Genomic DNA, 12,487 nt, shown 5'->3' with positions numbered 1-12,487 from the left:
CGCCTCAGCCCGCCGGGCAGACCGTGGCGCCGTCGACCACGAAGGCGCGTGCCACCGGTTCGATGCGCCTGGCCAGGGTCGCCAGGGCCTGGCGGTGCGCCGCCACGACCTCGGCATAGGAGCCGCCGGCGGGCTGGCTGATCCGGCTGCCACAGGTGAGCACCCGCTCCCCGCCCGGTTCGGCCAGGCGCAGGGTCCAGAGCGCGTCCTGCTGCACGCCACGCCCGGGCTGCGAATCGAAGCGCTGCAGATCCACCTTGATGCGCAGCACCGGGGCACCACTGCCGCGCGGGGCATCGCCCAGGTCCAGGGTACCGAGGTCCCGGGACAGGTCGGCGGACAGGGCGCTGCGCACCTCGTCGGCCAGGGGCGCGATCCAGCGTTCGTTCTCCAGCAGGGCGATGCCGTCGCCCTGGCGGACCACCAGTTGCGGCTGATCCACCTGCGGCGGGACCGAGACGCCTTGCAGGGCGAAGCGGAAATTCGCGGTGCGCGCCTGGGACGCGGGTTCCGCGGCGCTGGTCAGGGTGTGGTAGTTGAGCGGCGCCTTGGATGAACAGGCGGCCAGCAGCAGGGGCAGAGCCAGGCAGGTCAGGCGCTTCATTGCAGTTTTCCTTTGGCGGGATCGCGGGAGCCCGGCTCGAACTTGGGCGGCGGATCGGTCACCAGACCGCGGATCAGGGATTCCGGATGGCGGCCGAGGTAGTCGCCGAACACGCGCAGGGAACGCGCCATGCGCTGCATCTCTTCGAGGGTCTGGGTCAGATTCTGCTGCACCGGCGAATCGGCGCCCAGGCTCTGGCTGGCGCTACCGGTGAGCTGCTGCACGCCCATCAGGGTGGTGGTCAGTTGCGGCAGGACGCCAGCGTTGAGCTGCTTGAGGGTGCCGCTGAGCTGCGCCAGGCTGGTGTCGAGATTCTTGCCGATGGAATCGAAGGGGATCTTGTCGATCTTGTTGACGATGCCGGCCATCTGCTCCTGCAGGCGATCGAAGCTGCCGGTGACGGTGGGAATCGACAGCGGCTTGGCCTGGGGATCGAAGGCCACCTTGGGCGCATTGGGCACGAAGTCGACGGAAATGTAGAGCTGACCGGTCAGCAGGTTGCCGGTGCGGGCCTGGGCGCGCAGACCACGGGCCACCCAGCCGGCGAACAGCTTGCCGTCGCGGTCCTTGGTCTCGATGCGCTTGCCGACGTCACCCAGCCGCTGGGGATAGATGACCGCGCCGACGATCAGCGAGAAGCGATCCTGGCTGTCCTCGTAGTCGGGGGTCAGGGACACCACCCGGCCGACGTTCATGCCGAGGAATTCCACCGGTGCTCCGGTCGACAGCCCGCGCAGCGACTGCTGGAATCTCATCCGCACATAGAAGGGCTCGCCATCCGGCGGGGCCAGGGCGCTGGTCTGGTCGTCGAACAGGGTGAAACTCTGGTCTTCCTGGGCCTCCTGCGGATCCTTCGGCCATTCGGGGGTGACGAAGGCGATGCCGCCCGCCACCACCGTGGCCAGCGACTGGGTATTGAGCTTGAGCCCGGAGGCGCTGAGCGAGACATCGACCCCGCTGGCGTTCCAGAAGCGGCTGTTGGCGGTGACGAAGCGGTCGTAGGGCGAATCGATGAAGACCTGGGCGCTGACACCCTTGCCATCCGGATTGAGGTGGAAGGACACCACCCGGCCGACCTGGATGCGCCGGTAATAGACCGGTGAGCCGACGTCCAGCGAGCCGATGTCGTCGGCGGTGACGATGAATCTTTTGCCCGAGGCCCCGTGGATCAGCGCCGGCGGCTGCTCCAGACCGCGGAAGTCGCGATGGGATTCGCTGGAATCGCCGATGTCGGCACCGATGAAGGCGCCCGACACCAGGGTGTCGACCCCCGAGACGCCATTGACGCCGAAGCGCGGACGCACCACCCAGAAGCGGGCGTCCTTGGTGGCGAAGCCCTCGGCGGACTTTTCCAGCTCGATGGTGGTGATCACCCGGTTGCGATCCGGCGCCAGCTGGATGTCGCTGACGGTGCCGATCACCACGTTCTTGTACTTGACCTGGGTCTTGCCGGCTTCCAGGCCCTCGGCGGTGAGAAAGGTCACCGTGATGGTCGGACCGCGCGAGGCCCAGCTGTGGATCACCATGGACAGCCCGATCAGGGCCGCCACGATGGGCACCAGCCAGATCAGCGATACGCTCCAGCGACTGCGGCGTACCTCGGGGGTAGGCGCCAGGGCGTCGGGTTCATGCCTGTCCGTCATCGTTCACCTCTGCATCCCAGATCAAGCGGGGATCGAAACTCATCGCGGCGAGCATCGTCAGCACCACCACGAAACCAAAGAACACGATACCCAGGCGCGGCGCCGCCGAACTCAGGGCACCGAAGTGCACCAGCGCCGAGACCAGGGCCACCACGATCACGTCGAGCATCGACCAGTAGCCGATCAGCTCGACGAAGCGATAGAGCCGGGCACGCTGGGCGGTGGCCCAGTCGCTGCGGCGCTGGCAGGTCACCAGCAGGGTGCCGAGCACCAGAAACTTGATGGAGGGCACCGCCACGCTGGCGATGAAGATCACCAGGGCGACGCCCCAGGAGCCGTTCTCCCAGAATTCGATCACCCCTTCGAGGATGGTGCTTTCCGTGCCGCGGCCCAGGGTACCGGTGAACATCACCGGCAGGGTATTGGCCGGGATATAGAGGATCAGCGCGGCGAGCAGATAGGCCCAGGTCTTGGCATAGACGTTCGGCTTGCGCCGGTGCAGCGCCGAGCCGCAGCGCGGGCAGCCGGCCTTGTGCCGGCGTGGCGCGCTGCAGACCTTGCCGCAGACGTGGCAGAGGCACAGGCCGAGTTCGTCGGCGCGCGGCAGCTGGGGCGCGGTCACGGCTCGCGCTCCCCGACGGCGTCCCACAGCGGGTGCAGGTCGCGCTTGGCGATGATCAGCAGGACCACCATCAGCCCGACCATGCCGAACAGCCCCAGGCCCACCACCACGTGCAGCAGCCCGGCGAGCTTGATCACCGCCACCAGGGCGCCGAGCACGAAGACCTCGATCATGCTCCAGGGCCGCAGGTAATGCAGGGTGACCATGGCCGTGGCGAAGCCGGGCGCGCGGCGGCCGAGCTGGGCGAAGCCGAGCACCCAGAGCAGCAGGACGATCTGCAGCAGCGGCACCACGAACAGGGTCATGGCCACCACCAGCGCCATGGGGCCGGCGAAGCCGCGACTCATGGCGACCACCGATTCCAGCAGGGTCGCCTCGCTGTGCAGGCCGCGAAAGCTGAGTTGCAGGATCGGCCCGACATTGGCGATCACGAACAGCACCGCCGCAGCGATCGCCAGCGCCAGCAGACCCTGGATATCCAGCCGGCTGGCGCGATAGAGCAAGGCGCCACAGCGCAGACAATGCGCCCGCTCACCCACCGCGAGGGGTTCGAGGCGATGCACCGAATCGCAGTGCTCGCAGATCACCAGGCGCGTGCCGGCAGCAGGCGCGGAAGGAGATGGTGGCTGGACAGACATGGGTTACCCGGTGACGCTCCTGGAAGGGGGCTGCAGGTTGGACGCGCGAGGCTCGCGGTCGTTACCGCAACGCCGCGAAGACCGCTGAGCAAAAGGCCCGGGCATCTTACCTTCCTCGGCGAAGGTATGCGCGGCCAGCCGCTGCGGACAAGTATCAAAACTTTTTGATGCTTTTCTTGCGAGGCCCGGGACGGGTCTCTAGACTAGCGCCCCATGAATCCCCTACGCGTGCCGGCGCTCGGCCAGGAACCAGGAGACACCCTCGCCGCCCTGTGCAAGGCCGGTGGCGATCCCCTGCGCCTGAACGTCCTGCGCGCCCTGCACAGCGCCTCCTTCGGCGTGCTGGAACTGGCACAGATCTTCGCCACCGGCCAGTCCGGCATCAGCCACCACCTCAAGGTGCTGGCCCAGGCGCAGCTGGTGGCCACCCGCCGCGAGGGCAATGCCATCTTCTATCGCCGCGCCCTGCCGCGTCCCGGCAGCCTGGGAGGCGCCCTGCACGCCGCCCTGCTCGAAGAGGTGGACAGCCTGGCCCTGCCCGGCGCCGTGCAGACGCGGATCGGCGAGGTGCATGCCCAGCGCGCGGCGGTGAGTCGCGACTTCTTCGCCCGGGTGGCGGAAAAATTCCAGGCCCAGCAGGACCTCATCGCCAGTCTGCCGCAGTATCGCGACGGCCTGCTCAGCCTGCTGGACGCCCTGGCCCTGGATCCGCGCGGCTGCGCCCTGGAAGTGGGCCCGGGCGACGGCGCCTTCCTGCCGGACCTAGCGCGGCGCTTCGCCCGGGTGGTGGCGGTGGACAACAGCCCGGCCATGCTCGAACTGGCGCGTCAGCGCTGCCAGCGCGACGGTCTCGCCCATGTCGAACTGCAACTGGCCGACGCCCTCGCCGAGCCGCTGCCCGCCGCCGACTGCGTAGTCCTCAACATGGTCCTGCACCATCTGGCCGCACCGGCGGAAGCCCTGCAGCAACTGGCCCGGCGCGTGGCGCCGGGTGGCAGCCTGGTGATCACCGACCTCTGCCCCCACGACCAGACCTGGGCGCGCGCGGCCTGTGGCGATCTCTGGCTCGGCTTCGACCAGGACGAACTGGCGCGCTGGGCCCAGGCCGCCGGCCTGCAGGCGGGCGAAAGCCTCTACCTGGGCCTGCGCAACGGCTTTCAGATCCAGGTGCGCCAGTTCGCGCGCCCGGATCAGGGAAACACCCCGTCATGAGGCCAACTGGCCAGTGGCGGGCGGACCCGACGCTCAAGGGCGTCATGTCCAGCAAGGAAACTGCTGTCTCGACCGGCCTGCGGGCCCCTACCCCCTGGTAATTTAGGAACCATTCGATGAGCGAATATTCCCTGTTCACCTCCGAGTCCGTGTCCGAAGGCCATCCGGACAAGATCGCCGACCAAATCTCCGATGCCGTGCTCGACGCCATCATCACCCAGGACAAGCACGCCCGCGTGGCCTGCGAGACCCTGGTCAAGACCGGTGTGGCCATCGTCGCCGGTGAGGTCACCACCTCCGCCTGGGTCGACCTGGAGCAACTGGTGCGCGACGTCATCGTCGACATCGGCTACGACAGCTCGGACGTGGGCTTCGACGGTGCCACCTGCGGCATCGTCAACATCATCGGCAAGCAGTCGGTGGATATCGCCCAGGGCGTCGATCGCAGCAAGCCGGAAGACCAGGGCGCCGGCGATCAGGGCCTGATGTTCGGCTATGCCTGCAACGAGACCGATGTGCTGATGCCCGCGCCCATCACCTTCTCCCACCGCCTGGTGGAACGTCAGGCCGAGGCACGCAAGTCGGGCCTGCTGCCCTGGCTGCGTCCGGACGCCAAGTCCCAGGTGACCTGCCGCTACGAAGGCGGCAAGGTGGTCGGCATCGACGCCATCGTGCTTTCCACCCAGCACAATCCCGAGGTCAAGTACGCCGACCTGCGCGAAGCCGTGATGGAGCTGATCGTCAAGCACGTCATCCCCGCCGAGCTGCTGCACAAGGACACCCAGTTCCACATCAACCCGACCGGCCAGTTCATCATCGGCGGCCCGGTGGGTGACTGCGGTCTGACCGGCCGCAAGATCATCGTCGACAGCTACGGCGGCATGGCCCGTCACGGCGGTGGCGCCTTCTCCGGCAAGGACCCGTCCAAGGTCGACCGCAGCGCCGCCTACGCCGGTCGCTATGTGGCCAAGAACATCGTCGCCGCCGGCCTGGCCGATCGTTGCGAGATCCAGGTGTCCTACGCCATCGGCGTGGCCCAGCCCACCTCCATCTCGATCAACACCTTCGGCACCGCCAAGATCAGCGACGAGAAGATCGTGCAGCTGGTGCGCGAGCATTTCGACCTGCGCCCCTACGCCATCACCACCATGCTCGACCTGCTGCACCCGATGTACCAGGCCACCGCGGCCTATGGTCACTTCGGCCGCCACCCGCAGGAAGTCACCGTGGGCGACGACACCTTCACCACCTTCACCTGGGAACGCACCGACCGCGCCGCCGCCCTGCGCGCCGCCGCCGGCCTGTAACACGCCTCCCGGCAAACAGCCCCGCCACCGCTGGTGCCGGGGCTTTTTTCTGGGTCTGCACGCGGGATCCCAGCGCTTTCTTGCGCCAGTCCACAGCCTGGCACGCGCGATGCAACCTCTGGGCATCTGATGGTCAGAATGCCTCGTCTTCCCCAGGAGTCTGCTTATCCATGTGGCTGTTCATCACCAACTTCGGCGATTCTTCGGTGATGCTTCCCTGCGCCGTGCTGATCGCGCTCTGGCTGCTGGCCGGTCTGTCCGCACGGGCGGCACTGCTCTGGCTGCTGCTGTTTGGTGCCGCCGGGCTCAGCGTTGCCCTGTCGAAGATCGCCTTCTTCGGCTGGGGCCTGGGCATCCCCCGCCTGGACTTCACCGGCTTCAGCGGCCACTCCATGCTGGTTGGCAGCGTGCTGCCGGTCCTCGGCTGGCTGCTGGCCAGCCGGGCGCGGCCGTCGCTGCGGCTGAGCGCAGCCGCCCTCGGCGCGCTCTGTGCCCTGCTCATCGCCGTCTCGCGGGTGGTGCTGGGCTATCACTCGATCTCGGAAGTGGTGACCGGCCTGCCCATCGGCTATGCCGCCAGCGGCGGCCTGCTGTGGCTGCTGCGGGGCCAGGAGGTCAACCTCAGACCGCGCCAGGCCGCATTGGGCGCCAGCCTGCTGCTGTTGCCCCTGTTGCTGCTGCATGGCACCAACGCCCCGACGCAACGGGTGCTGGAGCGGTTGGCGGTGAAATTCGCCGACGAGCAGAAGCCCTGGACCCGCGCCCATCAGCGTGCCGGCGTGGCACCGTTGCAGAACTGAGCAAGGCCCAGCACCTGAAATAGACGGCCCGCGGCTGGCGAATACCCAGCGGACTCCTAGACTGGCAGAAGCCCCGACGTTCCCGGGGTGAACGCCAGGGCCTTTCGGCCCCTCCTAGTTAAGTCAGTCCTTGCCGCCGAGTCGTCCGCATGCGCTACTGCCTCCCCCTTGTCTGCAGCCTGGTGCTTACCGGGCTGCCCGCGTCACCCGTGGCGGCTGCCGAGTCCTTGCGGCTCTATACCTGGGAAGGCTACTTCAGCGACACCCTGCTGCAGCGCTGGGCCAAGGCCCATCCCACCGTGCAGGAAATCCATTTCGACAGCAGTGACGTGCGCGACGCGACCCTGGCGCGCGGCGATGTCGATCTCGACCTGGTGGTGATCAACGAGGTCAGCGCCACCCGCCTCGGTCAGGACGGCCTGCTGACCCGCATCGACCCTCAGCGCCTGCCGCATCTGCGCGAGCTCGATCCGCGCTGGCGCCAGAGTTGCGGCGACTATGCCGTGCCCTACGTCTGGGGCACCCTGGGTCTGCTCTATCGCAGCGATCGCCTGGCCCAGGCGCCTTCTTCCTGGCAGCCGCTGCTGCAGCCGGAGCCGGCCCTGCACGGTCGTATCGCCATGCTCGAAGACCACGACGATCTGCTGGTCGCCCCCCTGATCACCCTGGGCGCCGCCATCAACAGCGACGATCCCGAGCTGCTCCGACGCAGCTTCGCCCTGCTCAAGGCCCAGGCCCCGGCGGTGCTGACCTATCAGTACGTGGTCAGCGCCCTGCACAATCCGGCCTACAGCGATCGCATCGAGCTGGCCCTGGGCTACAGCGGCGACCAGCACCTGCTCAATGCCGCGACCCCCGGACAGCCCTGGCGCTTCGTCACGCCCCGCGAAGGCAGCCTGCTATGGGTGGACTGCGTGGCCCTGCTCAGCAACTCCCGGCACCAGGCGGCCGCCTGGCGCTTCATCGATTTCCTCAACGAGCCGCGCAATGCCGTGCTGGCGACCGAGGAACTGTACCTGGCGACCCCCAACGCCGGCGCCCTGCGCCTGCTGCCGGCAGACCTGCGCCAGGATCCCAGCCTGTTCCCCCCCGACGACGTGCTTGCTCGCAGCCAGGTCTTTCGTGAAGGTCCACCCGACACCTTCCAGACCCGGCAACGCATCGGCAGCGCTCTGGTAGGTCGCCATGACGCTCAATAGGCGCGCCCTGCTGCTGATCCTGCCGGTCGCCCTGCTCTGCAGCCTGACCCTGGTGGGGCTGGGCTACACGGTGCAGCGCGAGGCGGTGATCGGCCTCGAGCGCGCGCGGCTCAACCACGACCTGGCGGCGCTGGAAACCACCTATCGCGAGTACGACCACTTCAGCCGCAACCTGCTCTATGCCCTGTCCAACAGCGCCGCGCTGGGCAACTTCCTGCGGCAGACCGAGGTGCCCTATCGCAACGAAGCCCTGGGTACCCAGCTGCAACTGGCGGTGCGCCAGCTGGCCGGCGACGATGCACCCAGCCACATCTCCCTGGCGATCGCCCGCCCCGATCTCAGCCTGGCCTACTACTACGAGCGCAGCGGCGATCCCTTCGCCCAGCTGAGCGGCGTCCAGCGCCAGTTGCTCGCACGCCTGGCCCGGGAGCCGAACGGCCCACTGGAGCGGCGCGACTATCTGCTCGACGAGCAGGGGCGTTCGTTGCTGGTGGCGACCACCTCGCTGCTGCCGAGCACCGCCGGACCACCCCTGCCGGGGCAGCGCGGCCTGGCGATGACGCTGCAGCTGGCGGTCAGCCCGGACCGGATGGAGGCCCTGCGCCGCAGCCTGGAACAGAGCTATGGCGCCCCCCTGGAATTCAGCCGGACACCGCTCACCCGCACCCGCGACTTCAGTGCCATCGAGCGGCTGTCGCCTGATCTCTATGTACGCCTGACCCCGGACCCGGGACGCCTGGACAAGGAACTGCGCCGCCTGGCGATCGCCTACTTTAGTGGCGGCCTGCTGGTGACCCTGGCCTGCATCCTGGTGCTGATCGTGCTGATCCGCCGCTACATCACCCGCCCCATCGCCCGCCTGGACAGCCAGCTCACGGAGGTGCTGGAAGGCCAGCGCCAGGCGCTCGAAACCGGCGACGAACCCGGCGAGATCGGTCACCTGGGTGCCAACATGAAGCGCCTGCACGACAACAACCTGGCCATCCTGGCGCAATTGCGCACGGCCTTGCGCACCGACGTCCTCACCCAGATCGGCAACCGCCGCTATTTCCAGCTCATGGGCGAATCCTGGCTGGCGGGCAAGCCGGACGGTCGTCGTATCGCCCTGCTCTATTTCGGCCTGGACCATTTCAAGTCGGTGAACGACAGATTCAGCCACGAGGTGGGCGATGAACTGCTGCAGGCCGTCGCCCGGCAGACCCAGCAACAGTTTGAGGCCTATCAGGCAGACAACGAGCTGGTGTTTACCCGCCTGGCGGGCGATGAATTCGCCATCCTGCTACGTGGCCCGGCAGCGGCGACCGATGCCCTCGCCCTGGGCCAGCAGCTGCAGCAGAACCATGACAACGGCACCCTGGTGGGCGAACGCCGCTATGCGGTGACCCTGAGCATCGGCCTGGCGACCCCCGAGGCGCCGCTGGACCTGGCCGACCTGCTGGCCCAGGCCGATCTGGCCCTGGAGCGGGCCAAGAACGAAGGCGGCAATCGCCTGGTGCATTTCACTCCGGAGCTGGCCGCGCGCCAGCGCCGCCAGGATCTGCTGGACGAATACCTGCGGCACCTCAACCCGGACGAGGAGTTTCACCTGGTCTACATGCCGGCGGTCGACAGTGCCGGCCAGGTACGCTCCGCCGAGACCCTGCTGCGCTGGAATTCGCCCCGCCTCGGCGCCGTGTCGCCTGCGGAGTTCATCCCCATCGCCGAGCGCCAGGGACATTTCCGCTGGATCGATCGCTGGGTCGTGGACCAGGCCTGCCGCGAGTATCCCGCGCTGCAAGAGGTACTGGGCACCGACCTGGTGCTGTCCGTCAACCTGTCTTCCGCGCAACTGGATCAGGCCGACATCGTGCCCTACCTGCGCGAGCGGGTGCGCCACCACGGCGTCGATCCGGCCCACCTGGAATTGGAATTCACCGAGACCTTCGCCGCCGAGTTGAACGAGCGGACCCTGGGACTGCTGCACGAATTGCGCGCCGAGGGCTTTCGCGTGGCCATCGACGATTTCGGTGTGGGCTACACCTCCATCCAGCAGGTCACCGACTATCCCGCCGACACCATCAAGTTTGACCGGCTCATCGTCGAGCGCCTCAGCCAACCCGGCAACCAGGCCAGCCTGGTTGCGCTCATCGCCTTCTGCCACGCCCGCGATGCCCAGGTGATCGCCGAGGGCGTGGACACCGAACTCAAGCAGCTCTGCCTGCAACAGGCCGGGTGCGATCTCCTGCAGGGCTTTCTGGTGTGCCCGCCACGGCGCCTGGACGAATTGCGCGACTGGCAGCGCCAACGGCTGGGCGATCCCAGCCGGGTCTAGGGATGACGCTCACTGGCGCAAGGTCAGCGAGCGCTACCAGGTGGAGCTGCGCTTAGAAGTCCAGCGACAGGCCCAGTCCCACGCCCTGCTGGTGGGTATCGCCCGCACCGGCATAGCTGTAGCCGCCGCGCAGGGTCAGCTCCGGCGTCAGCCGCTGGACCACGCCCAGACTCAGGCGGGTGCGGTCGCTGTCGGGCTGGTAGCCGTCCAGGGTGTAGTCCAGACCCGGCACGCTGTTCAGGCGCATGGTCACATCGCGAGTGCCATCGGCGAATTCCCGCTCACGGCCCAGATCGGCGAACAGCGCCGTGGCCGGTGCGAGTTGCCAGCGGCCCTGCAGGCCCAGCCCCAGTCGCCGCGAGGTGCTCGACTGGTCGTCGAATTCCAGCGCCGTGGCGTCGTTGCCGCGCTCCCGGTAGCCGTCCACCTGGACACGGGCATAGTCGGCGCTGAGATAGGGACTCAGGTGCCAGGGACTGCCGGCCGCTGCCAGGTCGTACCCCAGGCGCGCCGAGAGGGCGCGCAGATCGCCGTCGGTATCGCCCTGCTCGCTGCGGGTGGTCGGGCCAAGCGCGAAGCGCCGGCTCAGGTTGTCGTAGTCCAGCCGCCCGCCGGTGGCGGTGAGATCGCCCCAGAGGCGCTCGCCCTGGTACTGGGCGAAGGCGCTGAGCAGATAGCTGTTGAGGCGATAGTCGGAATCGGCCGCACCGGGTTCCAGGTGTTGCCGCGCGACCCCGGCGGCGACACCGAGGCGCCATTCCTCGCTGAGTCGATAGCTGCCGCCCAGGTCCAGGCTGTAGCCGTTGCCATCGCCGCCGGCAGTGCTGCGCTGGTCGTCGACGTCCAGGCGCCGCGCGCTGGTATCCACATAGCCCTGCCAGCGTCCCACCGGCTGCCAGGCATGCCAGTCGCCCAGCCAGCGCTGGTGCAGGCCGTCCTGATGCGCCCTGAGGGTGGACTGGGCCATCTCCGGCAGCAGGGTGACCTCCCAGGGTGCGGCCAGCAGCGAATAGGCGTAGTCGGCGATCAGCCGCTGCCCGGTGATGGTCGGGTGGACGCGATCGTTGAACAGCAGCTGGCTGGGATCGGCCGCCGCCGCGCCCAGGCCATAGGTTGCATTGCGGGTGCAGCTGTCGCCGCTGAAGCAGGTGCCGGTCAGATTCTGCCCGCTGGCCAGGCCATAGCGTCCCGGTTCGGCCACCACCTCGGCCAGCAGCTGGGGCACGTTGAGGCCGATGATCTGGGCGTCGATGCCGGCCAGGCGCGCCACCAGCGCCTGGTTGTAGACCCGGCTCAGGGCCGAGCTGGCCGCCTGTTGCGGCGAACCGGCCAGGGCCGGGGTCTGGCCGATATCGGGCAGCAGCCAGACCACCATGTAGCGGGCGCCGGCCTGCTGCAGGGCAGCGACGCCGTCGCCCAGGCGATTGGCCGCGGCCGCCGCGGTGGCCGGCGAGGTGACCAGTCCCTGGAGGAAGTCGTTACCCCCGCCGCTGATGTAGAACAGGGTGTTGGGATCCAGGCTCAGTCCCTGGCTGGCGAGTCCGGGCAGGTAGCCGTCCCGGCTGCGCAGGGTCAGGCCACCCACCGCCACCACCGAGCCGTTGCGAGCGGTGATGGAGTCGCGGATCTGCGCCGTGGTGTAGCCGCCCGTGGCCCAGTTGTCGCCATCGCTCAGGCCGATCCGCTGATTGATCAGCGAGGTGGAGGCGTCCAGGGTACGGACATCGAAGCCCAGTTGCTGGCCGAGCAGCATCGAGGACACCGGTCCGGTCACCGCGCCGCTGGCCGGGCTGTAGCCCGGCCCGACGCGGTTGGTGAATCTGAGGCTGGCGCCATTGACCCCGGTGTCGGGAAACTGCCCGGCATCGAGCAGGCTGTCGCCGAACACGGTGAAGCCACTGTAGGGATTGGGAGCCGCCTGGGCGGTTGCCGCGAGCGCCGTGGCCAGGGCGATGGCCAGCGGCAGGCGTTGCCGGAGAAAAGATGTCATGCCTGCATCCTTGATTGTTGTTATCGGAGCACGCGTCAGGGCGTGTAGCCCCACGCTAGACGGTTTTTGTGACGTTGTATCTGAGTGTGAACAAAAACTTGCAGGACGTTCATGCCGTCTGGACGGCATGCCAGACGGCTGTCGATAGTTCGACCAAGGCG

At 68.1% G+C, this 12,487-nt stretch carries 10 protein-coding genes; 5 read left to right on the top strand and 5 right to left on the bottom strand.

Annotated elements, in window-relative coordinates; translation table 11 throughout:
* Positions 1 to 4: 4 nt before the first annotated feature.
* From QE444_RS04440 to QE444_RS04425, 4 genes are read right to left on the bottom strand one after another with little or no spacing between them, the layout of a single operon-like run.
* On the bottom strand, positions 5 to 604 hold the full coding sequence (locus QE444_RS04440) for a membrane integrity-associated transporter subunit PqiC (RefSeq protein ID WP_273861654.1): 600 nt from the start codon (positions 602 to 604) through the stop codon (positions 5 to 7).
* Positions 601 to 2,247 (bottom strand): intermembrane transport protein PqiB, encoded by a 1,647-nt coding sequence (locus QE444_RS04435; RefSeq protein ID WP_133860513.1) that lies wholly within the window; start codon positions 2,245 to 2,247, stop codon positions 601 to 603. The genes QE444_RS04440 and QE444_RS04435 overlap by 4 nt, the downstream gene beginning before the upstream one ends.
* The gene (locus QE444_RS04430; RefSeq protein WP_187980928.1) at positions 2,231 to 2,869 is read right to left on the bottom strand and encodes a paraquat-inducible protein A; all 639 of its coding nucleotides are present in this window, start codon (positions 2,867 to 2,869) and stop codon (positions 2,231 to 2,233) included. Before QE444_RS04430 ends, QE444_RS04435 begins: the two co-directional genes overlap by 17 nt.
* Positions 2,866 to 3,507: a paraquat-inducible protein A gene (locus QE444_RS04425; protein ID WP_133860511.1), complete on the bottom strand. Its 642-nt coding sequence runs from the start codon at positions 3,505 to 3,507 to the stop codon at positions 2,866 to 2,868. Before QE444_RS04425 ends, QE444_RS04430 begins: the two co-directional genes overlap by 4 nt.
* A 213-nt stretch (positions 3,508 to 3,720) precedes the next feature.
* On the opposite strand from QE444_RS04425, the gene QE444_RS04420 reads away from it, so the two are divergent.
* The 5 genes from QE444_RS04420 (at position 3,721) to QE444_RS04400 (ending at position 10,336) form a co-directional block, all read left to right on the top strand.
* Complete coding sequence (locus QE444_RS04420) at positions 3,721 to 4,719, top strand: metalloregulator ArsR/SmtB family transcription factor (RefSeq protein WP_133860510.1); 999 nt, start codon at positions 3,721 to 3,723, stop codon at positions 4,717 to 4,719.
* Between the two features lie 116 nt (positions 4,720 to 4,835).
* Positions 4,836 to 6,026, top strand: coding sequence for a methionine adenosyltransferase (metK, locus tag QE444_RS04415; RefSeq protein ID WP_064307819.1), 1,191 nt, complete (start codon positions 4,836 to 4,838; stop codon positions 6,024 to 6,026).
* Positions 6,027 to 6,196: 170 nt separating this feature from the next.
* Entirely contained in the window at positions 6,197 to 6,826 is a 630-nt protein-coding gene (locus tag QE444_RS04410) for a phosphatase PAP2 family protein (RefSeq protein ID WP_263259101.1), read from the top strand.
* Between the two features lie 149 nt (positions 6,827 to 6,975).
* A complete protein-coding gene (locus QE444_RS04405; RefSeq protein WP_309737428.1) occupies positions 6,976 to 8,025 on the top strand; it encodes a spermidine/putrescine ABC transporter substrate-binding protein in 1,050 nt (349 codons plus the stop codon).
* Positions 8,012 to 10,336, top strand: a complete 2,325-nt coding sequence (locus tag QE444_RS04400) for an EAL domain-containing protein (RefSeq protein ID WP_309737427.1) — start codon at positions 8,012 to 8,014, stop codon at positions 10,334 to 10,336. The genes QE444_RS04405 and QE444_RS04400 overlap by 14 nt, the downstream gene beginning before the upstream one ends.
* Before the next feature lie 52 nt (positions 10,337 to 10,388).
* Here QE444_RS04400 and QE444_RS04395 read toward each other — a convergent pair whose 3' ends face one another.
* Complete coding sequence (locus QE444_RS04395; protein WP_309737425.1) at positions 10,389 to 12,326, bottom strand: autotransporter domain-containing protein; 1,938 nt, start codon at positions 12,324 to 12,326, stop codon at positions 10,389 to 10,391.
* Positions 12,327 to 12,487: the final 161 nt, after the last annotated feature.

The organism is Pseudomonas sp. SORGH_AS_0199 (assembly GCF_031453735.1).
Taxonomy (GTDB): domain Bacteria; phylum Pseudomonadota; class Gammaproteobacteria; order Pseudomonadales; family Pseudomonadaceae; genus Chryseomonas; species Chryseomonas aestiva.
Note: the sequence above shows the minus strand (reverse complement) of the source record. Positions and strands in the feature narration are given on the sequence as shown.

Coding starts and splice junctions, on each gene's coding strand:
- QE444_RS04440 (WP_273861654.1), bottom strand. CDS start 604: ATGAAGCGCCTGACCTGCCTGGCTCTGCCCCTGCTGCTGGCCGCCTGT.
- QE444_RS04435 (WP_133860513.1), bottom strand. CDS start 2,247: ATGACGGACAGGCATGAACCCGACGCCCTGGCGCCTACCCCCGAGGTA.
- QE444_RS04425 (WP_133860511.1), bottom strand. CDS start 3,507: ATGTCTGTCCAGCCACCATCTCCTTCCGCGCCTGCTGCCGGCACGCGC.
- QE444_RS04420 (WP_133860510.1), top strand. CDS start 3,721: ATGAATCCCCTACGCGTGCCGGCGCTCGGCCAGGAACCAGGAGACACC.
- metK (WP_064307819.1), top strand. CDS start 4,836: ATGAGCGAATATTCCCTGTTCACCTCCGAGTCCGTGTCCGAAGGCCAT.
- QE444_RS04410 (WP_263259101.1), top strand. CDS start 6,197: ATGTGGCTGTTCATCACCAACTTCGGCGATTCTTCGGTGATGCTTCCC.
- QE444_RS04405 (WP_309737428.1), top strand. CDS start 6,976: ATGCGCTACTGCCTCCCCCTTGTCTGCAGCCTGGTGCTTACCGGGCTG.
- QE444_RS04400 (WP_309737427.1), top strand. CDS start 8,012: ATGACGCTCAATAGGCGCGCCCTGCTGCTGATCCTGCCGGTCGCCCTG.
- QE444_RS04395 (WP_309737425.1), bottom strand. CDS start 12,326: ATGACATCTTTTCTCCGGCAACGCCTGCCGCTGGCCATCGCCCTGGCC.